The organism is Frigoribacterium sp. CG_9.8, from assembly GCF_015751965.1.
Classification (GTDB): Bacteria; Actinomycetota; Actinomycetes; order Actinomycetales; family Microbacteriaceae; genus Lacisediminihabitans.
The window spans coordinates 369,682-391,739 of record NZ_JADOVH010000001.1 but is presented as its reverse complement, the minus strand read 5'-3'; the positions used below and the strand labels follow the sequence as shown (position 1 = coordinate 391,739).

General features: G+C 65.7%; 18 protein-coding genes. 7 read left to right on the top strand and 11 right to left on the bottom strand.

The features are described from left to right. Nucleotides 1-53: 53 nt before the first annotated feature. The 5 genes from hpf to mtrA form a co-directional block, all read right to left on the bottom strand. Entirely contained in the window at nt 54-749 is a 696-nt protein-coding gene (hpf, locus tag IWX88_RS02020; RefSeq protein WP_196826725.1) for a ribosome hibernation-promoting factor, HPF/YfiA family, read from the bottom strand. Between the two features lie 74 nt (nt 750-823). Next, entirely contained in the window at nt 824-1,600 is a 777-nt protein-coding gene (locus IWX88_RS02015) for a ComF family protein (RefSeq protein WP_196826724.1), read from the bottom strand. 86 nt (nt 1,601-1,686) lie between these two features. Then, nucleotides 1,687-3,387, bottom strand: a complete 1,701-nt coding sequence (locus tag IWX88_RS02010) for an LpqB family beta-propeller domain-containing protein (RefSeq protein ID WP_196826723.1) — start codon at nt 3,385-3,387, stop codon at nt 1,687-1,689. Further along, nucleotides 3,380-4,987 (bottom strand): MtrAB system histidine kinase MtrB, encoded by a 1,608-nt coding sequence (mtrB, locus tag IWX88_RS02005; RefSeq protein WP_196826722.1) that lies wholly within the window; start codon nt 4,985-4,987, stop codon nt 3,380-3,382. The genes IWX88_RS02010 and mtrB overlap by 8 nt, the downstream gene beginning before the upstream one ends. A gap of 31 nt (nt 4,988-5,018) precedes the next feature. Further along, on the bottom strand, nt 5,019-5,699 hold the full coding sequence (gene mtrA, locus IWX88_RS02000) for an MtrAB system response regulator MtrA (RefSeq protein WP_196826721.1): 681 nt from the start codon (nt 5,697-5,699) through the stop codon (nt 5,019-5,021). A gap of 141 nt (nt 5,700-5,840) precedes the next feature. Between mtrA and IWX88_RS01995 the strand changes: the two genes are divergently transcribed. The 5 genes from IWX88_RS01995 (at nt 5,841) to IWX88_RS01975 (ending at nt 11,464) form a co-directional block, all read left to right on the top strand. Beyond that, the gene (locus tag IWX88_RS01995; RefSeq protein ID WP_196826720.1) at nt 5,841-7,145 is read left to right on the top strand and encodes a hypothetical protein; all 1,305 of its coding nucleotides are present in this window, start codon (nt 5,841-5,843) and stop codon (nt 7,143-7,145) included. After that, nucleotides 7,142-7,804: a DUF4129 domain-containing protein gene (locus tag IWX88_RS01990; protein WP_196826719.1), complete on the top strand. Its 663-nt coding sequence runs from the start codon at nt 7,142-7,144 to the stop codon at nt 7,802-7,804. Before IWX88_RS01995 ends, IWX88_RS01990 begins: the two co-directional genes overlap by 4 nt. Then, the gene (locus tag IWX88_RS01985) at nt 7,801-9,018 is read left to right on the top strand and encodes a DUF4350 domain-containing protein (protein WP_196826718.1); all 1,218 of its coding nucleotides are present in this window, start codon (nt 7,801-7,803) and stop codon (nt 9,016-9,018) included. Before IWX88_RS01990 ends, IWX88_RS01985 begins: the two co-directional genes overlap by 4 nt. Before the next feature lie 93 nt (nt 9,019-9,111). Beyond that, nucleotides 9,112-10,140: a MoxR family ATPase gene (locus IWX88_RS01980; RefSeq protein WP_196826717.1), complete on the top strand. Its 1,029-nt coding sequence runs from the start codon at nt 9,112-9,114 to the stop codon at nt 10,138-10,140. 31 nt (nt 10,141-10,171) lie between these two features. Next, nucleotides 10,172-11,464 (top strand): DUF58 domain-containing protein, encoded by a 1,293-nt coding sequence (locus IWX88_RS01975; RefSeq protein WP_196826716.1) that lies wholly within the window; start codon nt 10,172-10,174, stop codon nt 11,462-11,464. 148 nt (nt 11,465-11,612) lie between these two features. On the opposite strand, the gene IWX88_RS01970 is transcribed toward IWX88_RS01975, so the two are convergent. After that, nucleotides 11,613-12,608, bottom strand: a complete 996-nt coding sequence (locus IWX88_RS01970) for a stage II sporulation protein M (RefSeq protein ID WP_196826715.1) — start codon at nt 12,606-12,608, stop codon at nt 11,613-11,615. 17 nt (nt 12,609-12,625) lie between these two features. Between IWX88_RS01970 and IWX88_RS01965 the strand changes: the two genes are divergently transcribed. Next, nucleotides 12,626-13,483: an RDD family protein gene (locus tag IWX88_RS01965; protein ID WP_231368725.1), complete on the top strand. Its 858-nt coding sequence runs from the start codon at nt 12,626-12,628 to the stop codon at nt 13,481-13,483. Nucleotides 13,484-13,494: 11 nt separating this feature from the next. Here IWX88_RS01965 and ahcY read toward each other — a convergent pair whose 3' ends face one another. The 3 genes from ahcY to IWX88_RS01950 all read right to left on the bottom strand — a co-directional run bounded on the left by ahcY (nt 13,495) and on the right by IWX88_RS01950 (nt 16,775). Beyond that, on the bottom strand, nt 13,495-14,976 hold the full coding sequence (ahcY, locus tag IWX88_RS01960; protein ID WP_196826714.1) for an adenosylhomocysteinase: 1,482 nt from the start codon (nt 14,974-14,976) through the stop codon (nt 13,495-13,497). Nucleotides 14,977-15,089: 113 nt separating this feature from the next. Continuing rightward, a complete protein-coding gene (locus tag IWX88_RS01955; RefSeq protein WP_196826713.1) occupies nt 15,090-16,508 on the bottom strand; it encodes a phosphomannomutase/phosphoglucomutase in 1,419 nt (472 codons plus the stop codon). A gap of 33 nt (nt 16,509-16,541) precedes the next feature. Beyond that, a complete protein-coding gene (locus tag IWX88_RS01950; RefSeq protein ID WP_196826712.1) occupies nt 16,542-16,775 on the bottom strand; it encodes a DUF3499 family protein in 234 nt (77 codons plus the stop codon). Nucleotides 16,776-16,829: 54 nt separating this feature from the next. On the opposite strand from IWX88_RS01950, the gene IWX88_RS01945 reads away from it, so the two are divergent. Further along, on the top strand, nt 16,830-17,261 hold the full coding sequence (locus tag IWX88_RS01945) for a metallopeptidase family protein (protein ID WP_196826711.1): 432 nt from the start codon (nt 16,830-16,832) through the stop codon (nt 17,259-17,261). 17 nt (nt 17,262-17,278) lie between these two features. On the opposite strand, the gene IWX88_RS01940 is transcribed toward IWX88_RS01945, so the two are convergent. Then, nucleotides 17,279-18,856: a DUF5719 family protein gene (locus IWX88_RS01940; RefSeq protein WP_196826710.1), complete on the bottom strand. Its 1,578-nt coding sequence runs from the start codon at nt 18,854-18,856 to the stop codon at nt 17,279-17,281. Then, complete coding sequence (locus tag IWX88_RS01935; RefSeq protein WP_196826709.1) at nt 18,849-21,671, bottom strand: glycosyltransferase family 2 protein; 2,823 nt, start codon at nt 21,669-21,671, stop codon at nt 18,849-18,851. The genes IWX88_RS01940 and IWX88_RS01935 overlap by 8 nt, the downstream gene beginning before the upstream one ends. Between the last annotated feature and the right edge of the window lie 387 nt (nt 21,672-22,058).

Genomic DNA, 22,058 nt, shown 5'->3' with positions numbered 1-22,058 from the left:
AAGTGGGGCCGCCGCGATCGCAGTGACCCCACAGTCGTGAGCGCTGGTCGGGATCAGCCGCGCCGGCTACGCGATCCGGTCGCGGCCTCCTGCAACCCGGTTGCGGAATCATCGAGCCCGATGACCCCGTAATCCCAGCCTTTACGCCGGTAGACCACGCTCGGGCGGTCGGTCTCTGCATCCATGAAGAGATAGAAATCGTGCCCGACCAACTCCATGTGATAGAGAGCATCGTCAACCGTCATTGGCTCTTGAGTGAACACCTTCTTGCGGATGACCACCGGAGACCAGGCCGCCTCCTCTGCCTCTGACACCGCGTCTTCGATCACGTCGATAGAGCCAGTGCGTGCCTTCTCCATCACCGCGGCGTCCGCCGGCCGAATATCGGTGCCACTAAACCCAGAGGCGCTCGCTTCGCGAAGCGAGGTTGGCCGGTGCTGGCCACGGTGCACTTTCTGACGATCCTTTGCCCGGCGCAGGCGCTCGATGAGCTTGTCGAGCGCGAGGTCGAGCGCCACGTACTTATCGGCCCCGTTGGACTCTGCGCGCACGAGCGGTCCCGGTCCGATCAGGGTGAGTTCGACCCGATCATCGCCACTCGATCCGTTCTTCTCGTTATGGCGGCTCACCTTCACTTCGAAGGCGAGGGCTTTATCTGCGAGGTGGGCGATCTTCTCGGCCTTTTCGGTGGCATAGGACCGAAACCGATCTGTGATCCCTACGTTGCGACCGTTGATGGAAATTTCCATGGCGCTCCCCAGTTCCTAGTAACGTGACGCACGTCGCCCGGTGGAACCAGGCGATAAATCCGCGCCTCTTTTGCTTACCGTAGTCCCCGCAATGCACCGCTGTCACGGGTTATCTCAAGCTCTGAGGACAAACCCAGCGAATGCCGTGGTGTCGCTGCAACCACCGCCGCTCCCACCACCTCCGCGCCACCCTCGCGCAGCGACCGGATGACCTCGCTCAGCGTCGCACCGGTCGTGATGACATCGTCGAGCACGAGAAATCGTCGACCGTTCAGCGCCAGCGGTGACCCCATCGAACCGGCGAGATTCGTGCCTCGCTGTGCACGATCAAGGCTCTTCTGACTTGCCCGCTCATGCAGGTTTACGAGGACTCTCGCGGGGCGGGGCAGGCCGGCCGCCCGTGCCAGCAGCCAGACCGGGTCATACCCGCGCCGCCGGAATGATGCTCGGCTCACCGGGGGAACGAGCAGCTCGATTTGCCCCGCCGCCGGATCCGCCGCGTGCAGCAGGGCGCGGTCGACCGCAGTCGTCAGCGAGACGGCCAGTGCTCGTGCGACATCCGTGCGCCCCTGCTCCTTGAGCGCGAGGATGACCCGGCGCACCACACCGTCGTAGGCAAGGGCAGCCCACACCGCAGTGCCGTCACTCAGCGAGCGCAGAACAGGCTGTGACTCGAGTTGGCTGCGGCAGGCACCGCAGAGTGCGCGGTCGTCTGCGCCGCATCCTGCGCACGAGACCGGCAGCAGCACCGCGAGAGCATCACGGGTGGCCTCACGGATGGCACCGCGAATGGCAGCGGGGGCGGTACCGCGTGTGGGGTCGGGCCGCAGTCTGCGCATCGAGGGTGGCATACCAAAATTCTTCCCACCTCGACGACTCAGCGTCGTTACCGGTGCTGATCGGGGCACTGTTCGGCCGTTGGAAAGCCTGTGCGGGACTAGCGCTGGGTGGCGATGAAGTCCACAACAACCTGGGATGACTGCCAGCTGCTGCCGCCCCAGGTGTAGATCGCGGAATCGTCCCGGCCGAGAACTCGGAGGCCGTCCCTACCCTTGTTGCCCCCCACAATTTGCCGGGACGGCAGGAGCGAACTGAGTGTTGTCTTCTGCCCGCCGATCGCGAACAGTTCGACCTTGGATTGGCCAGCGGTGGTGATGAGAGTACCCACCGTCCACTGGTCCACCCACGTGGCGTCCACCGCGTCCCCGTTTCCGAGAGACACGTCGACAACGGCCGGCCCGATGCCGGTGGGATCGAGCTTCTCGTTACGCAGGATGGCTGCCACCATGAGGCGGGGGCCGGTGGGAGTCGACAGCAGCAGCAGCACTCGGGCGCCCTCCCGGGAGACCTGGAGGGTGACAATCTGGGATCCATCCTGCAATTTCGGAGAAATGGTGTGACGGGTGCCACTGGCATCGAAAACAATGATGGCGTTGGGCATGTTCGCCGGCACCGACCAGATGTAGCCGTCTTCATCGAGCGAGGGGGCAATGAGATCGGGCCGCGCGTCGATGAGTGCAGGCGCGGCACCCCTCGACACGAGCGACACTCCCCCGCTGCCAAGCACCGCCACCGACTGCCGGTCGGAGGAAAGCGTGGCATCCTTCGGTTGGAGCGCGACCACTTTCGAGCTGATTCCGGCAATTCCGGCGACGCTGGCGTTCGCGTAAAAGCCGAATTCGCCCCGACGCAGGGCAAGCGCCTGACTGTCCACCGACATGTCGACCTGGGGTGCGGCAGAGCCCAGATCGTCGAGCTGCACTGCCGTGCCCTGGATCGAAAGGCTCACCTTCGAGATGCTCGACACCGCCCGCAGCGACTCGGTGAGTTGGAGGTACATGTATTGGCGATCCCGGGCGCTCGCCGCGAGGGCTTCCTTCGAGAGATCCACCGCCGCAACCCCCTCGATCAGAGTCACGACGCTGCTGGCATCGGAGAGCTTAGTGCCGTCGGGAAAACGGGAAAACGCCGCACCCTTCAGCCAATCCGGTGGACCGGCAAGCAACGCCGTCACGATGCGTGTGGATGCCGTACCGCTCGGGTACCAGCGCACGTCGGGCACGAGGTAGCGGTTGTCTGGCGCGAAGAAGTACACGGGATACTGCCGGAAAATACGCTCGAAAGTCTGGTCAGCGAGCACGATGCCATCCGGGGCCGCGCTGATGCGCCACTGGCCATCCTCCTTCACAAAGCTGAAGGTGAGGGTGAATGACTGGCTGTTCTGGGAGTAGCTGCCCGTGCCGTCCACGGTAGCCACGGTGTCGAATGAGTAGGTCAGCGTGCTGCCATCGACTTGGCCGATCTGCGGCACTCCCGAACGCACCTGCACGCTCTGCCGCGGATCCCACTTGCCGGCAAATGACTGCGAAAGAAACTGTTTTGAGACCGCATACCCACCGGTGGTCGAGGTGAACGAGGCCACGAAACCCCGAAGAATCCCCTGCTGCGTGGCACCGCTCTGGGGACCTTCCGGATTGAAGGCGATGTTCGACCCACCACTGTCTTCGCTCAGCGAGAGCCCCACATTCACCGGCCCGGAACTCGGGATACCCACGCAGGCGGTAAGCGCAAGAATCGTCGTCGCGACAATGGCAGCGAGCACACCGCGCCGTGGGCTCGTGGCGGGGCGCTCAGGCATCCTGCACCTCCTCGAGGTGGAGGGCGTCATCCGGCGGAAGCTCGAGCGGCGAGGAGACGATCGCACGCCCACGCTCCCGCGGGAGGGTCAAGCGAAAGCAGGTGCCGACACCCAGCTCCGACCAGACCTCGAGTCGACCGTCGTGCAAAGTGGCATCCTCAAGCGAGATAGCGAGCCCGAGGCCGGTGCCGCCGATCGTGCGCTGCCGAGACGGATCCGCTCGCCAGAAGCGGTCGAAGACCCGCGTGACATCCGTCGGCTTCATCCCGGTGCCATAATCACGCACGGTCAGGGCGATCGCAGTCTTATTGCTGTCAACCATCACGACGATGGGCTTTCCCTCGCCGTGCTCCACCGCGTTGCCAAGCAGATTGCGCAGTACCCGGCGGATGCGGCGGGCATCGACCTCCGCCTCGAAGTACCCACCCGGTGCGACAAGGCGCACCGACGAGCCGCGCTGTTCTGCGAGTGGCTGCATGCCGTCGACGGCGTCTTCGACCAGGCGCACCAGGTTGGTGGGCTCCAGATCGAGTTCCACAGCTCCCGCGTCGTAGCGACTCACTTCGAGCAGGTCAGCGAGCAAAACCTCGAAGCGCTGCACCTGCGTGTGAAGCAGCTCGGCCGTGCGCGCGGTCGCCGGGGCGAAGTCTGCGCGATGGTCGTAGAGCACATCACCGGCGAGGCGGATGGTGGTGAGTGGCGTTCGCAGCTCGTGCGAGACATCAGACACGAAACGCTGCTGAAGCCGCGACAGCTCGGCCAGCTTGGTGATCTGCTTCTGGAGGCTGTCAGCCATGCCGTTAAATGAGCGGGCGAGCGTGGCGATCACGTCCTCTCCTTTCTCCGGAATGCGCTGCTCCAGCTGACCGGCCGCGAGCTTCTCACTGGTTTCTGCGGCGAGTCTGATCGGACCGACGACGAGCCGCACCACCGTGTAGGTGACCGCGGCGATCAGCAGCACCAGCGCAAGGCCACCCAGCGCGAGGGTCCGCTGCACGTATCCGAGGGTCGTCTGCACCGAGGAGAGGTCATAGACGAGATACAGCTCGTAACTTCCAGCGGTTGGCACGCGGATCTGGGATCCGACCACGAGGGCGGGGGAGCCGCCCGGCAGCATCGCCGACTGCGACTGCACGTGAGTGACATCCTTGATCACCCTCTTGCGAAGGGAATCAGTGACTATCCCCTCGGGAAAGTTGGTTGATGACAGTGGCTGGATGTTTTGTGGAGTTTCGGCCTGCCCCGGAGTGCGCTTGATCGCGAACTTGGTGCTGCCCGGTGCCGTCGTCGACGGCAGGATCTTGTCGGTGACCGAGTTAGCGACGTTGTCAAGCTCGACCGTCGGCGACTGGTCATTTGCCGGCTGTGCGGCATCAAAGGTGCTCTGGGCCTGGTTATGGATCGTGCGCGCCTCCTCCTGCACCTGCACGCTGCGTGACGCGAACAGGTTAGTGGAGATGCTCACCGACAGAAATCCCCCGATGACGATGACCGCGAACCCCGACAGCAGCACGGTAATCGCCACGGTGCGAAACTGCAGCGAGGCCCGCCAGACATGCACGAGGCGATTCGGGTAGGAGCGCCAGTCGAAGCTATTCACGAGTCAAAGATCTTCCTGACCTGGCGCTGGGTCAGGTGCTGGAGCCCGCGCGGTAGCCGACGCCCCGCACGGTCATGACGATGCGCGGGGAGTCCGGATCCTCCTCCACCTTGGCCCGCAGCCGCTGCACGTGCACGTTGACGAGTCGGGTGTCGGCCTTGTAGTGATAGCCCCAGACCTGCTCGAGCAGCATCTCCCGTGTGAAGACCTGCTGCGGCTGGAGCGCGAGAGCGAGCAACAGTTCGAACTCAAGCGGCGTGAGATTGATCTTCGCCGCGCCTCGCTTCACCTCGTGACCCGCAACATCGAGCTGCAGGTCACCCACCTGCAGCACGGAGGTGGAGACAGTCGAGATCGGACGCAGACGGGTGCGGATGCGGGCAACCAATTCCTTCGGATTGAACGGCTTGACGACGTAATCATCCGCTCCGCTTTCCAACCCGCGCACCACATCCGTGGAGTCTGACTTAGCGGTCAGCATGATGATCGGCACGCCGGACTCGGTGCGGATCTCCGCGCAGACTTCGATGCCGTCTTTGCCGGGAAGCATGAGATCGAGAAGCACGAGATCGGGCTTCATCTCGCGGAACGCGGCGAGCGCGACGCCGCCATCTGCACAGAATGAGGGCTCGAACCCTTCAGAGCGCAACACAATCCCGATCATTTCCGCGAGAGCGGTGTCGTCATCGACTACGAGAATGCGTGCGGTCATTATCCGGTCTTCGTTTCGAGCTGCTGGTCTGGGGCGTTCTCCGGTGCGTTGGCACAAGAGTAGCCGAGTGTGAAAGCATAAACCTATGGGATGCGCGGCGTGCATGACACCGAACATTCGGCTGCAACGAGGGGATCACGCGTGAGCGACCAGCATGGCACCGGCGGATACGGCAGTGACCAACCCGCGGGCGGCCAACCTGCTGGCGACCGACCCGCTCATGACCAGGTGGGGTGGGTGAGCCCGGGGGCTTCCGCTTACCCCACGCCTCCGACTGCTGCCGGTGCTGGGAGTCCCCCCGGCGCTCCCAGTGCGACCGTCGGCCCTCCGGGAATGATCCCGGGCTGGGCCCCACCGCCGAAGCCCGGATTGGTCCCCCTGAGACCGCTCGACCTCGGCACAATTCTCGGCGCGGCATTCCGGGTGCTGCGTCGGAACCCCAAACCGACCTTCGGTGCTGCCCTGCTCATCCAGGGCAGTGCCTACCTGCTGCTGGTTCTCGTGGTGGCGGGGGCGACCTTCGCGGCGCTCTCCCGAATCGACTCGAGTACCGCCAGGAATGCGGGCCAGATCACCGCAGGCGGCACCGGACTCATCGTGGTGGCCTCGATCATCCCCGCCCTGCTTTCGGTCATCGCAACCGCGGTGCTCCAGGGCATCATCGTGCTCGAAGTATCGCGCGGCGCCGTCGGCGAGAAATCGACCTTTCGCGGGCTGTGGGCTCGAGCGCGCGGGCGCATGGGTGCGCTCGTCGGCTGGGCGGCCATGCTCGCACTCGCCTCGACGGTGCTGATCGCGATCGTTGTCGTGATCATCCTTCTTCTGGCGTTCAACTTCGGTATCGGAGGCATCATCGCCGCCGTCGTGATCGGTATGCTCGCGTTCTTCGGTCTCACCGTCATCTATGTCTGGCTCGGCACCAAACTGGCTCTGGTACCGAGCGTGCTCATGATCGAGCGGATGGGCATCCGGTCGTCTATCGCGAGGTCCTGGTCGCTCACCACAGGGTATTTCTGGCGCACTCTCGGTATCACTGCACTGGTGGCGGTGATCGTTGGTGTTGTCAACCAGGTGGTGTCGCTGCCGCTGCGCTTCATCGCGCCGATCGCCGGGGGACTGGCCGATCCCCAGGGACAGGGGGCGAGTGGAGCGATCGTGCTGATGGCCGCGCTCTCCGTGCTCGCCATTGCGATCACCGTTGTTTTCCTGTCGATCACCTCCGTGGTGCAATCGGCCACAACCGCGCTGATCTACCTCGATCTGCGCATTCGCAAGGAGGGTCTCGACCTGGAACTTGCGCGCTACGTCGAGACGAAGCAGACCGGGGACGTGAGCGATCCACTCGAACACGGTGTACCAGCGAATCGTGCACCAGCGAATGGTGCGACAGCGAATGGTGCGGCGGCCAATGACGTTTCGCTCCGCGACGATTCTCCGTGGGTATGAGCAGACTGGCTTCGGTTCGCTTCGATGTTCCGGTGACCCCCGACTCCGGGCAGGCTCAGCGCTGGGTCGTTCAGGAGCTTTCCAAGTCGGAATACCGGTCCGCCCAGCCCACCTGGTTCGATCGGGCCTCGAAAGCCTTCTGGGACTGGCTGCAGTCCCTCAGGATCGACGGTGGTGCTGGCGTGCAGGCACCTATTCTCATCGTGGCGCTGATCATCGTCGTCGCCGCCGTCGTGGCGGCCTTCTTCATTTTCGGCGCCCCGAGGCTCAACCGGCGAAGTGCCGGGGCTGGCATCCTGTTCGGCGATGACGATGCGCGTGATGCTGCTGCGATGCGCCGTTCCGCCGAGGCGCTGGCTGCCAAGTCTCAGTGGGTGCGTGCCATCGAGGAGATGTTCCGCTCGATCGCCCGCGGGCTCGCCGAGCGCACCCTGGTCACCGTCTCCCCCGGCACCACGGCGAAGGACTTCGCGGCGCGTGCCGGAGTCGTGCTGCCGGCTTTCTCCGAGCGACTTTCGGCCGCGGCATCCGCCTTCGACGATGTTCGCTACCTCAGCCGAGATGGCACCGAAGCGGCCTACCGCGACGCCGACAGCCTCGAATATGACCTGCGCACGGTCCGCTTCGCTGGGCAGGCGAACGCGCTGGGCAGTCGATGAGCGGGCAGGCGATGAGCGGGCAGGCGATGAGCGGGCAGCCGATCAGCGCCACCACCCTCACGCCGACTATCCGGGTCGCGACCCGCAGGGCACTGTACTGGGTCGTTGCGGCGGTCGTTCTGGTCCTGATCGCCGTGATCGTGCTCGCCAGCGCCGGCTCGTCAACTACCGGGGTGCCGTTCTCGCCAACCAATGCGGCACCGGCCGGCAGCAGGGCCATCGCCGAAGTGCTGCGCGCACAGGGAGTGGATGTCTCGGTGCCCGCGACCCTGGCCGGTGCGACATCGGCACTGGGCGGCCCCACCGCTTCGACCCTGTTTCTCGTCGACCCGGACGGCAATCTCGACCGGGCACAGCTGCGAGACCTCGCCTCCCGTGCCACCCATGTCATTGTGCTGTCACCCAGCTATTCGCAGATCGCCGCCCTTGCACCAGAGGTCGGTCTCGCCGGTGTGGTGAGTCGTAGTTCCCTTGCCGCAGGCTGTTCTCTGCCCGCGGCGACCGCGGCGGGACGCGTGAGCGGTGCCGGATCCGGGTTCCGTGTGCTCGACACAGCGGCAAACACGACCGCGTGCTTTTCCAGCGGCACCAACACTTTCTCTCTCGTAGATATCTCCCGGGGCGCCACGCACATCACCGTGGTTGGCACGACTGCCGCGTTCGACAACGAACACGTCGCCCAGCGCGGCAACGCCGCCCTCGCCCTCACCCTGCTCGGTGGCAACGATCGGCTCGTCTGGTACCTGCCCACCATCGATGACACCTCCGCGAAGGGGCGCACCATCGCCGATCTCACCCCGGCCTGGGTGGGTGGCGCGTCCACGTTGCTCATCATCGTCGCGATCGCCGCCGCGTTCTGGCGTGGCCGCCGTCTCGGACCTCTCGTGGTCGAGAACCTCCCCGTCGTGGTGCGTGCGAGCGAAACGATGGAGGGCCGCGCACGGCTCTACCAAAAGGGTGCGGCCCGACTCCGGGCACTCGACTCGCTGCGGATCGGTTCGGTCTCGCGGCTGGCAACCCTGTGCGGACTGCCGCGCCTCGCCACAGTGGATGACGTGATTGCGGCAGTGGCGAGCGTGACCGCAACGGATCCCGCCGCCATCCGATCCCTCTTGCTCACCGCGGATCCCCGCAGTGACCGCGAACTGGTGCGGCTCTCCGACGCGCTGCTCGATCTCGAGCAGACGGTTACCCGTGACATCCGACCATCCTGACCCTGCTTATTACCCACGTTGCTCACCACCTCTGCTGCCAATCACCCCTGCTCCCAATCACCCCTGCTCCCAATCACAATGGAGAATTAACAGATGACCGAGACTGACCAGGCCGCATCCACCCCCGGGACCCCTATCGGTGGGGTAGCGATCAGTGAGGCGGCGAGCGGATCCCCGGCGCTTCGCGAGCAATTCGCCCGGGTGCGCGTGGAGGTCGGCAAAGCCGTGGTCGGCCAGGATGGCGCGGTAAGCGGACTCATCATCGCGCTCCTCACCGGCGGCCACGTGCTGCTCGAAGGTGTGCCGGGGGTGGCGAAAACCCTCCTCGTTCGCACCCTGAGCCGGGCCCTGCAGCTCGAGACGAAGCGTGTGCAGTTCACGCCGGACCTCATGCCTGGGGATGTCACGGGATCACTGGTCTACGACGCCCGCAGCGGCGAATTCGATTTTCGAGCCGGACCGGTCTTCACGAACATCCTGCTCGCGGACGAGATCAACCGCACTCCTCCGAAGACCCAGTCCTCGCTGCTTGAGGCCATGGAAGAGCGCCAGGTGAGTGTGGATGGCGAGACCCGCCCGCTGCCGATTCCCTTCATCGTGGCCGCCACCCAGAACCCGATCGAATACGAGGGCACCTACACGCTTCCCGAGGCGCAGCTCGACCGCTTCCTGCTGAAGCTCGTGCTCGAGATTCCCGAACGGGCCGACGAACTCGAAGTGCTTTACCGAAGTGCCGCTGGCTTCAATCCGCGTAATCTCGAGGCCGCAGGCGTGACGGCGGTGCTGGATGCCGCGCAGCTCGCCGCCGCGCAGATCGAGGTCGGACGGGTTCGGGCATCCCCCGACCTTCTCGCCTACATCGTCGACCTGGCGCGGGGTACCCGCCAGAGTCCCAGCGTGAAGCTCGGGGTCAGCCCGCGCGGAACCACCGCGCTGCTGTCGGCGGCGAAGGCCTGGGCCTGGCTCAACGGATTTGACTCGATCACGCCCGACCATGTGCAGGCGATGGTGCTGCCGGTATGGCGCCACCGAATCCAGCTGCGGCCGGAGGCGGAACTGGAGGGCGTGGCACCGGATTCCATCCTGCGCTCGATCCTCAGCCAGGTGCAGGTGCCGATCTAGATGCGGGGCTTCTGATGGCATGGTTTTCCTGATGGCATGGACCGGACGGTTCGTGCTGCTCATCGCGCTCGGGATCGTACCGATCGTCGCATTCGACCAGCCGGACTGGCTCGGCCTCTGGCTCGTGCTCGTAGCCCTCGTGGGTGGGCTCGACTTGCTGCTGGCCGGCTCTCCCCGACACCTCAAACTCGAGCGGGAGCTGCCAGATCGGGTGCGACTCGGCGAGACCGTTACCTCCGCGCTCCTGATCACCAACCTGGGTCGGCGCGGGATTCGCGGTGTCGTGCGGGACGGCTGGCAACCCTCCGCCGGTGCCGCACCGACACGTGCTCGTCTGGTGCTTCCGGCGGGAGAGCGCCGACGCATCGAGACATCCCTGACCCCTTTTCGCCGCGGGACACGGCGCGCTGCTCAGGTGACCGTGCGGGCATTCGGGCCGCTCGGGATGCTGGCGCGGCAGGCGACTATCGACCTGCCCGGGGCGATCACGGTGCTCCCACCATTCAATTCCCGCAAGCACCTGCCATCCCGACTCGCCCGGCTGCGAGAGCTCGACGGCCGCGCCAGTGTGATGATCCGAGGACAGGGCACCGAGTTCGACAGCCTGCGGGAATATGTGCGCGGCGACGACGTGCGCTCCATCGACTGGCGCGCCACTGCCAGGCGAAGCGACCTGGTCGTGCGCACCTGGCGTCCGGAACGCGATCGCCGGGTCGTGATCGTGATCGACAGCGGACGCACCTCAGCCGCACGCATCGCAAACGAACCGCGCATCGACACCGCCTTCGAGTCGGCGCTGCTACTTGGCGCACTCGCCACCCGGGCCGGTGATCGGGTGGATGTCGTGATCTTCGACCGGCGGGTTCGCGGCAGGGTCCAGGGCGCGAGCGGCCCCGAACTGCTCTCGCGCATGGTGAGCGTGATGGCCCCCATCGATCCGGAACTCATCGAGATGGACTGGTCAGCGGTCCCTTCGATCGTGCGCTCGGTGACGAGCCAGCGGGCACTGGTCGTGCTGATGACGTCGATCGATGCGGCCGGCGGCGCCCGTGGACTGCTCGGGATGCTTCCACAGCTCACTCGCGCGCACACCGTCGTCGTGTCCTCGGTCACCGACCCCTCGGTGCTCGCGGCCTCGATGTCGCGCGACGACCGGGACAACGTCTACCGCGCCGCGGCCGCCGAACGCGCCATGCTCGACACCACCCGGGTCTCGACTGCCATCCGACAGCTGGGGGCGGATGTCGTCACCGGTACCCCCGCGGATCTCCCGCCGGCCCTCGCCGACCGCTACATCGCGCTGAAGGCCGCCGGGCGGCTGTAGCCCCGCGTCATCCCCACCCTGCGTCATCCCCACCCCGCGTCATCCACCTCCGCGTCATCCACCTCCCATTTTTCCTACCACCTCCCTGTTCACACACGACGGTGGTAGGAAAAACGGGAGGTGGATGGATCGGCAGCAGCCAGCGCGGTCAGGCGGCGACGATCCGGCGCGCGCCAGCCTCGAACTCCTCGAGGTCGCCGGTTTCGCCCGCGCGGACGGCTCGACGGCCGATCACCCACTGATAAAACAGGAATGAACCGAGCGCCACCGTTCCGATACCGATCTTGATCACCCACGGCCAGTCTTGACGAGTGACAAACCCCTCGATGATGCCGGAGACCAGCAGTGAGAGCGCCAGCCCGATCACCACGGTGAACAGAGCGCGGCCCTCTTCGGCGAGCGCCTGTCCGCGTGTGCGGGCACCGGGAGCGATCCAAGCCCAGAAAATGGTCATCCCAGCCGCTCCCGCGACGAAGATCGAGTAGAGCTCCAACTGGCCGTGCGGTGCGATGTAGAGGAAGAAGATGTCGAGCCGGTCGCGGGACGCCATCAGCGCGCCGGAGAGTCCGATGTTCTGGGCGTTCATGAACAGCAGGTACGGCGCGTAGACCCCGACGATTCCGAATGCGATGCACTGGGCTGCGAGCCAGGCGTTGTTAGTCCAGACCTGCCCGGTGAACGATGACGACGGGTTGTTGGAGTAGTACTTGACGAAATCCTGCTCGACAAATTGCTTGCGCATTTCCTCGGTACCAAAATTCGAGAGGACTCCTGGCGCGTTGAGTGCCCAGTAGCCGTAGAGCACCGCGATGAGGGTGGTTGCGAGGGTGACGATGAGGCTGGTCCAGCGGATGCGGTAGAGCGCCGCGGGAAGCTGCGCACCGAAGAAGGTGGGGACCTGGCTCAGCACGTTGCTGCCTGCACCGGTGAACCGCAGCCGGGCTCGCGAGAGCAACAGCGACAGGCGATCACCCTGCACGGACTGGCCCGAAGTGGTCTTGATCGCCGAGAGTTGGCTCGCCCCGGACTGGTACCGCTCGATCAGCTCATCAGATTCGCTCCCGGTGAAGCGACGTTGGGCTCCGAGCCGGGCAAGCTCGTGCCACTCATCGCGGTGCGCGGCGGAGTAGGCATCAAGATCCATCTGTTTAGATACTAGACATGGCGATCGCGATGCAGCGCAGTACGGGCATTCCGGAGGCTGCGGATGAGCTCGAGCTCATGACCGGGGAGGCTGTGGGCCTCGACCTTCGACCGACCAGCTTCGTCTTGCGGGCGGCCGGCGCAATCATCGATTTCATCGCTTATTTCGGCCTGTGGTTGTTCATCCTGGTTGCCATCTCGTCGCCGTTCCTCAGCGGATTCCTCGACGAGGCCAGTGCGGCGGCGATCCGTGTGTCTGCGCTCGTATTCTGCCTCGTCGTCGCCCCCACCACCATCGAGACGATGACCCAGGGCAAGTCCCTCGGCAAACTCGCGGTCGGTGCGCGCATCGTGCGGGACGATGGCGGATCGATCAGCCTCCGCCATGCGTTCATCCGCTCCCTCACCGGTGTGCTCGAAGTTTTTTCCACCTTCGGCGGCATTGCGGCGATCACTGCGCTGCTCAACGGTCGCACCAAGCGCACCGGCGACCTGCTCGCGGGCACGTACAGCCAGAACGAGCGGCTGTCAAAGATCACGCCACCCGTCTACGGTGTTCCGCTCGAGCTGGCTGGCTGGGCCGTGACAGCCGACGTGGCACGGATGCCCTACGGGTTGTCCCGCCGCATCGCCCAGTTCCTCCATCAGGCGTCGAAGCTGACCCCGGATGCCCGTGACCGGCTGTCGCGCTCGCTCGCCGCCGAGGCATCCGTCTTCGTCTCCCCCTTGCCGCCAGCAAACGCCGAACTCTTTCTTGCTGCGGTCGCCGCTGTCCGCCGCGAGCGCGAATTCACCGGGCTGGGTCTGCAGGCGCAGCGCCTCGAGCACCTGCGGCCAGCGCTCACCGACCTACCGCACGGGTTTCCGGAGCGCTAACCGCTGGTGACCTAGTAGCGGTAGTGATCGACCTTGTACGGCCCCTCGACCGGCACACCGATATATCCGGCCTGCTCAGCAGAGAGCACCGTGAGCTTCACACCGAGCGCATCGAGGTGCAGTCGAGCCACTTTCTCATCGAGGTGCTTCGGGAGCACGTAGACGCCGAGCGGATAGTTCTCGCCCCGCACATACAGCTCGATTTGTGCGAGCACCTGGTTGGTGAAAGAGGTGCTCATCACGAACGACGGATGCCCGGTGGCATTACCGAGATTCATCAGACGTCCCTCCGACAGCACCAGGATGCTGCGGCCGGTCGGCAACCGCCACTCGTGCACCTGCGGCTTGATCTCGATCTTGGTCGTGCCCGCGAGCGCTTCCAGCCCGGCGATGTCGATCTCGTTGTCAAAGTGTCCGACGTTCGCGAGGATGGCGAGGTGCTTCATCCCGAGCATGTGATCCACGGTGAGCACGTTCTCGTTACCGGTGCCCGTGACAAAGATATCGACGTCGCCGATGACATCCTCGATGGTGGTGACCTGGAATCCATCCATCGCCGCCTGCAGCGCATTGATCGGGTCGACCTCACTCACGATCACGCGAGCGCCCTGTCCCCTCAGGGCATCGGCCGCACCCTTTCCGACATCCCCGTATCCGGCGACGAATGCGACCTTGCCTCCGATGAGCACATCGGTTGCGCGGTTGAGGCCGTCGGGCAGCGAGTGCCGCACGCCATACTTGTTGTCGAACTTGCTCTTGGTCACCGAGTCGTTCACGTTGATGGCGGTGAATTGCAACTGGCCGGTGCGCGCCAACTCGTACAGGCGGTGGACGCCGGTTGTGGTCTCTTCGGTGACGCCCTTGATCTCGGCGGCGATACCGGTCCACCGGTCGGTCGACGCCGCGAGCGAGGCGCGCAGCGTCTCGAGGATTACCCGCCACTCGTGGCTGTCGCTCGCGGTGGCATCTGGAACAGCACCGGCGAGTTCGTACTCGCGACCCTTGTGCACGAGAACGGTTGCATCGCCGCCGTCGTCGAGGATCATATTCGGCCCGGCCCAGTTTTCACCGGCGGCCATGGCTTCTGCGCTCCAGTCGAATATCTGATTGGTACACCACCAGTACTCCTCGAGCGTCTCGCCCTTCCAGGCGAAAACCGGGGACCCGGCAGGGTTGTCTACGGTGCCGGTGGGGCCGACAGCGATCGCCGCCGCCGCCTCATCCTGGGTCGAGAAGATGTTGCAGCTGGCCCAGCGCACCTGTGCACCGAGCGCGACCAAAGTCTCGATGAGAACCCCGGTTTGCACCGTCATGTGGATCGAACCGGCGATTCGAGCGCCTGCAAGCGGCTGCGATTCGCGGAACTCCGCGCGGAGCGCCATCAGTCCGGGCATCTCGTTCTCGGCCAGCCGAAACTGGTGACGCCCCGATTCGGCGAGGGAGAGGTCGGCGACCTTGAACTGGAGCGTGGAGTGAGGGGCTGTGAGCGTCATGGCCCTAGGCTACGCGATCCCGGCTGCGTACCACCGGAGACTATTGCCCTTCGTCGCAAAGGTTCACGCGCGCTCCGCACCACACCTGACGGGGAGCAACACCGGGGGCGCGACTACTCGCGAATGAGGTCAAGCACGGCATCCCTGATCCGCTCCATCACCGCGGGTGTTCCGGCTTCCACATTGAGACGCAGCAGCGGCTCCGTGTTGGATGGTCGCACATTGAACCACCAGAAAGGCTCATCCTGGCTCACTGTGCCGGTGACGGTAAGGCCGTCCAACTCGTCGAAGACGCCGAGTGCGGTGTACGCCTCCACGATGCGGTCGTAGGCGGCCGGGATGTCCGTGACGGTGGAGTTGATTTCCCCGCTCAAAGCATAGGGCGTGTAGTGCGTCGAGATCGCCGAGACCGCGTCCGCCTGCGCACCGAACTCGGCCATGAAGTGCATCGCGGCGAGCATGCCGTTGTCCGCCCCCCAGAAGTCGCGGAAGTAGTAGTGCGCGGAGTGCTCTCCGCCGAAGATCGCCCCGGTGATCCGCATCTGGTCCTTGATCAACGAGTGCCCGACCCGAGTGCGAACAGCCACGGCACCGGCCGCCTCAATAGTCTCTGGCACGATGTGCGACGTGATGAGGTTGTGCAGCACGACGATGTCGCCTGCCGGCTGAAGTGAACGCACCCGCGTGATCTCGCGCAGCGCCACCACGGCGGCAACAGCGGATGGGGTGACGCCGTCGCCGTTCTCGTCCACGACGAAGCAGCGGTCGGCATCGCCATCGAAGGCGAGGCCAAGGTCAGCGCCATGTTCGACGACGGCCTTTTGCAGATCGATGATGTTTGCAGGGTCGAGCGGGTTCGCCTCATGGTTGGGGAAGGTGCCGTCGAGGTCGAAATAGAGCGGGATGATCTCGATCGGCAAAGCCGGCAGCCCGGCTGCGGTTCCGAGGACCGCGGGCACGGTCATCCCCCCCATGCCGTTGCCGGCATCGACGACGACACGGATGGGGCGAATGCCGGAGAGGTCGACAAGCGAGCGCAAATACGCCGCGTAGTCCGCGATTACATCCACCGACCGGAAGGTTCCCGGGTGTTGCACCGGCTCGATCGCACCGGCCAAGTAGTCCTGGGCACGGTCGCGGATGGCCTTCAGCCCAGTATCGAAGCTGATCCCCTGTGCGCCGGCGCGACTGAATTTAATGCCGTTGTAGCTGGCCGGATTGTGACTGGCGGTGAACATCGCTGCCGGGGCATCAAAAAGGCCGGACGCGAAGTAGGTTTCGTCGGTCGAACATAGGCCGATCGACACCACATTGCCACCCCGGGCTTGGGCACCAGCGGCGAAGGCCGCGGCGAATCCGGGGGAAGAGTCGCGCATGTCGTACCCGACCACGACATCCATGCCCACCGCGTCGACCTCATCCACGAAGGCAGCACCGAGTGCTTCGACGACCTCGGCGGTGAGCTGAGAACCGACGAGGCCACGCACGTCATAGGCCTTGATGAATGGTGCGAGGTCGATGGGGGCAGTCATGCTGCCAATGTACCGGGCATGGCGGCGGGCGGATTACCGGGCACGCTGCTGGGGGTCTACGGCGCCCCCGAGCGACATATGACGGATGACCTGCCAGCCCTGTGGCACCGAGAGACGATCAGAGTGCTTGGTGCAAAGGTCGTAGCTGTGCGGCTCAGCGGCTCGACTGAGCGGCCCGAGCACGGCCATAGAGTCGGCGTAGACGTAGGTGAGGGTCGACACTGCATCATTCGCACATGCGACTTTGCTACACGGCCGGCCATCCATTTGACTCCACCCTAGCGCCGCATCCGTCCGGAACCCGCCGCATAGGATTGGGGAATGGTTCACTCCCGCATCGCCCGTCCGTCCGGGCGGTCGCGCGACCGGCACGGGCGCGGCATGCGCTCCGCCGTCACCGGCCCGCACCTGCCGCTGTTGCACACCCGATTAGATCAATTCGATCTCGCAGTGGCAGCGACAGCTGAGTACCTCAAGGACCTGTGGCCCAATGAGTTAGCCGGGGTCTCCTTTGAGGTGGCCGGCCTGCCGCGTGAGATAACGCCAGCCGGCGGAATCGATCGCTGGCACGTGGACATTCCCGAGAAACGGGTGATCTTGTTCCGGCTTCCGATCGAGCGGCTCGCCCGACTGCACCGCACGGACGACCTGCACCGACGGATGCTCATCGAGAGCTGCGTGTTCCGCGCGGTCGCCGAGTTGCTCGGTACCGACCCCTGGGACCTTGCACCCGAGCGCTTCCGCCACCTCTAGAGCGACCCCGGCAGCTCTCAGGGGTAGATTCGGATCGGCCGCGACGCCGGTGCCGCCGGACTCACACTGAATGTCGCGAGTTGCCCGTCACCGAGATAGCTCACCGAGAGCGCAAGGGCATCGAAATCGGTGACGGCGTAGCTCGCTCCCCCCAGCACAGCCTGCGAGACCGTGCGCCCCGCGGGCACGGCCACCGTGATGTCGGCCACGCCGGCGCGGGAAAGGCGGGCCGTCACATCCTTCCGGGTGGAATTTGCGAGGTGCAGCAGCGGCGTCGGTCCCGGCGCCACCGTGACCAACGCACGACGCTCCACACTCGTGGTCGAGGCCGACCATGCAAAATCACTCTGACCGGTTGTGCCGACAGTGGAGATGCGTGCGCCCGAAACGAGCGGCTTATCGGTGGCGATCGTCACGGTGTAGCTCCCGTCGGGATAGGAATCAAGCGGAACCTCAGTGACGATCCCCGGCTGCACTACCAGGAGAACCGGCGTTGCCTCCGCGGAGCCGTTCTCCGGCACAATCGTGATCTCCGCCTTGGCGGCATCAGGACCGGGCACATACAGGCGGATGATCGCACTCAGATCGCTGAATCCGCTCTCCGCCTGGCGGGCGGCCACGGCAGTGCCGTTCGACAGCACGAGTCCGGGGATCACATTCAGGGTGGATGGCCCGGCCGAAGTTCCGATGATGTCTACCCCACCCGGTTCGAGGGTGCGCACGATCGACTGCTGCAGATGCGCGACGACTTGGCCGCCACGACTCTGCACCCGCACCACCGGCGAGACGACGTTCGGGGCAAAGCCAGCGAGGGACAGCACACGCTGTCCGCCTGGCGACACGACTATCCCATCGGTACCTGCGGCGGCAATCCGACCGGTCTCGGAGAAGATGCTGAGATTCACCGTCGCGATGACGTTGCTCGGGTTGCTGAGGGTGATGAGGGTGGTGCGACCGGTACTGGTGGCACCACCGACAAGCCAACTGTCGCTGCTGGCCTCGGCACACTGTGCTGCGGCCAGTCCGACGAGGTCGCCGGATGACACCGCCTGCACCTGGCTGCCGGAGAGCAGCGGGGGCGACGAGTTGCTCGATCCAGGGGGAAGAGTGAGCAGATCGGGCGCGATACCTGTGGTGCTGTCGGTGGACGCGAGCGGTGCAAGAGTCGCAGTGCCGATGCTCTGGCTGTAGCTCACGGCGGGCCTGCCGACCGAGGAAACCGTGGTTGCGGCCTGCCCTGCATCGTTTCCGAGGCGCAGCAGCGGGCCAGCGCAGATGCGTTGCTGGGCGGATGCCACGGGAGTGACGAGTCGAGAGCTGGGCACGACCCCGTGGCTCGGCAGTGGGAGCAGCACCGCCGCACCGATCGAGACCACGGCAACGCCGACGCCGATCGTTCCGGTGAGCACACGCGCGCCGACGATCAGCGCACCACGCGCGGTTCGAGGTGCCTTCACCACCGGCTCCTCGGCGATATCCTCGACCTCCGTGACGTAGGCACGTGTCTCGACCGGAGTGGCCGAAGTGGGAGGGGACGTGCTCCTCGTCGGCTCGGCACCATTCGTCGGCTCAGCACCATTCGTCGGCTCAGTCATCTTCGCGATCTCCATCGAAAGTGTCGGCCGGCTGTCCGGGATTCGATCCGCTCACGGCATGACGCCGACGCCGACGCACCGTGGGGATACCGAGCAACAGAGTCATGCCGAAGACGATGCCCTGGCCGATCAGGATGAGGCTGCCGAGAGCTGTGTCCGTGTTGCCAACCGTGGTGATCGTCTTCTCTGTTGCAAGCCCCTCGAACCGCCAGAGCAGCCCGTTATCGGTGGCACCGACCGGGGCGAACAGTGCATTGCTGTCGAGCGCCTCCGAGGTGCTTTTGTGCACGGCGGTGTTATCCGGAGTCAGCAGCACGAAGCCGATCGACAGCGTCGTCAGCTCAGGTCCGGCGTCGAACCCGCTGCGCGACGCCAGGTTGCCAGCGACGGTCGCAACCCGCTGTGGCATCGAATCCGCGGCAACGGATGTCGCGGCAAGGGTCGACTGATCATCGAGCGCAGATCCGGCTCCCCGCTGCACCGTTGCAGAGAGGGATCCACCGGCTTGAGGGGTGAGCACGAGGGTTCCGACCCGCGGATGCCCCTCGGCCTCGGCGGTCACCACGGCCGGCAGTATTCGTGCCCCCGCCTCGACCACCGCGGTCTTCAGCAGCACACTGCCGAGCAGCGGAAGCATGAGGATCGTGACGGTAACGGCGGAGAGGATGCCCACCGGCACGGCGAATCGCCGGAGCGCATCAAGGGCGACAAGTGTGCTGGCCACCAGCCCAAGCCAGAACAGGCTGAGTCCGGCTCCGGTCCACACTGGCACCGGACTCGAACCGAGGTGCGCCACCTGCAGATGCGACGCGGCGATTGTGGTGACGAAACCGAGAAGCGCGAGCACCATCGAGGGAATCGCCCGGCGGGATCCCGGCACGAAGAGCGCCAGTAGTGCGAGACCGCCAATCGGCAGCAGGAGTGTGGCCACGATGATGGTCGCGGTGACGCCGGGGAGTCCGAAAGACTGGGCGACCGCCGCCCACCCGTTGAGCCCGCTGGCAGGCGACAGCAAGGCGAGTTGTAGTGGCGTTGCCGCAACCGTGGGTGCGGGTACCCCCGGGTCAGCGAACAGCCCGAGCGGGTTACCACGCATCAGCTGTTGCACGATCAGGGGCGCGAAGAGGGCGAGGGCCGGAATCGGGATGCCGAGGAGCCGGTGCACGCTGGCCGGGCGGGCGACAACCCACGCGAGCAGCGCAATCACCAGGGCGGGGACCAGGCTCGGAGCGGATGCGGCGGTGGCAGCGAAGAGCAGGCCGGCGCCCGCAGATGCGGCCCACGATCGCGGTGCGTTGAGCGCCGCGAGCACGAGCCACGGCAGCAGCAGGTGCGCGATCACGGCACCGAGGTGCCCCCCGCTCAGCGCGCTGGACAGCGGAGGGGCAAGTGCCCAGAGCAGTGCGGCAAGCGCCGGAAGCGACGGGCGCGTGCTGAGCTGCCTGGCCGCGAACCATGCGCCGAGCGCCGCGAGCGGGAGGGCGAGCAGATAGATGATCATGATGCTGAGGGAGGGTGACCAGAAGGTGATTGATCCCACCACCGCGAGGAGGTAGCTGAACGGATCGGCCGCACCGACCAATCCCACACCGATTTCGCGCCATCCATAGCCGACGTGCGACCAGAGCTGTTGAACCGAGTCACTGAGCGGGGCGAGCGACCCACCGGTGAGCGACGGCGCCCCGGCAATGGATCCCCACGAGATCAGGCCGATGATGCCGGCCAGCAGCACGATCCAGAGGCCGCCATGCGTCACGAAACCCGCCCGCGCTTCGGCCATCGCAACCGTCGACTGGGTGCGCTGCGTCTCACGCTCCTGGGCGCGCCGTTCGCGAACGACGCCGGGCGGCATCCTCAGGGGGGCAATCGATGCCCATCCGACCCGGCGGGTGCGCGTGATGGCGCGTCGGGCTGGCCCGATGCGGCTTCCGCCAAAGGCCACCCGGAGTACCGATGCGAGTTCGCCTCCGACGGCGCCCGGCCGCTTGGCAAGCAGTTGGCCGGCGGCGCGGATAATGGCCAGTGGAACAAGCGACAGCCAGTGGAATGGCAGGGCGGCGGCGGGCGCGTACACGAGTCTGCGGTGCAACTGCGCTGCCCGGCGGATGCTCGCGCGGCGCCGATCGGAGACAGCGGTGCGCCCGAACAGCTCCGGGCCGCCGTCGCTTGCGACTTTGGCCCCCGGCACGACGATGACACGGAACCCGGCCAGTCTCGCCCGCACCGAGAAGTCGAGTGCGGCATCCACGCTCGGCAGTGCCGGATCGAACCCGCCGAGTGCGCTCCAGAGGCTGCGCCTCACCAACATGCCGCCCGCAGCGACCCCGAGCACATCGGAGCGCACATCGTGCTGGGCCTGGTCGAGCTCGCCCTCGACCAGAGCGATCGATGAACCGTAGTACGTCATAGTCTCGCCATATTCGGCGATCACATCGGGCTCATTCCAGCGCATCAGCTTCGGGCCGGCGACTGCAACCGACGGCGCGATCTCCACCGCGCCGAGAAGTGCCTGGAGGGCGGCTGGCTGCGGAGCGTTGTCGTGGGCGAGCAGCCAGAGCCAGTCATTGTCCGACTCTGCGGGTGCCGCCACGGTCAGAGCCCGGTCGACTGCGGTGCCGAAATCCAGCGCACCGGTCGTCACCAGCTGCGTCGGCCCGGATGCCGCAAGCAATTCCGTGCTGCGATCGGTCGATCCGGCATCCACTGCAACAACCGCATCCGGCCGCCGGGTTTGGCGAGCGAGGCCCGCGAGGGTTCGTTCGAGGTGCGCCGCCCCCGACCGGGCAACGAGTATCGCGGTGACTCTCGTGTGCATCACTCCGAGACTAGGCGTGCTCAGCGATCACCGCAGGCAGGACACGCACGGGCAGGCGAACCTGCCGCCTGCCCAGGCCGCATCTGCGCTGCTCGAGTTCGCCGCCCGCCAACGCCGCCACACGCCGCCGCCTGATCCACCTCCCGTTTTTCCTACCACCGACGTGTTCGCACAGTGCGGTGGTGAGAAAAACGGGAGGTGGATGATGCGGATGGCGCCACGCAGGGGTGGCGGATGACGCGGATGGCGGCACGCACGAGCGGGCCGACGCACGGGTGGCACGGCCAGCACGACGCACGGGTGGTGGATGATGCGGATGATGCGGATGGCGGCACGCACGAGTGGGCCGACGCACGGATAGTACGGCCAGCTCTACTACCGAGTGGT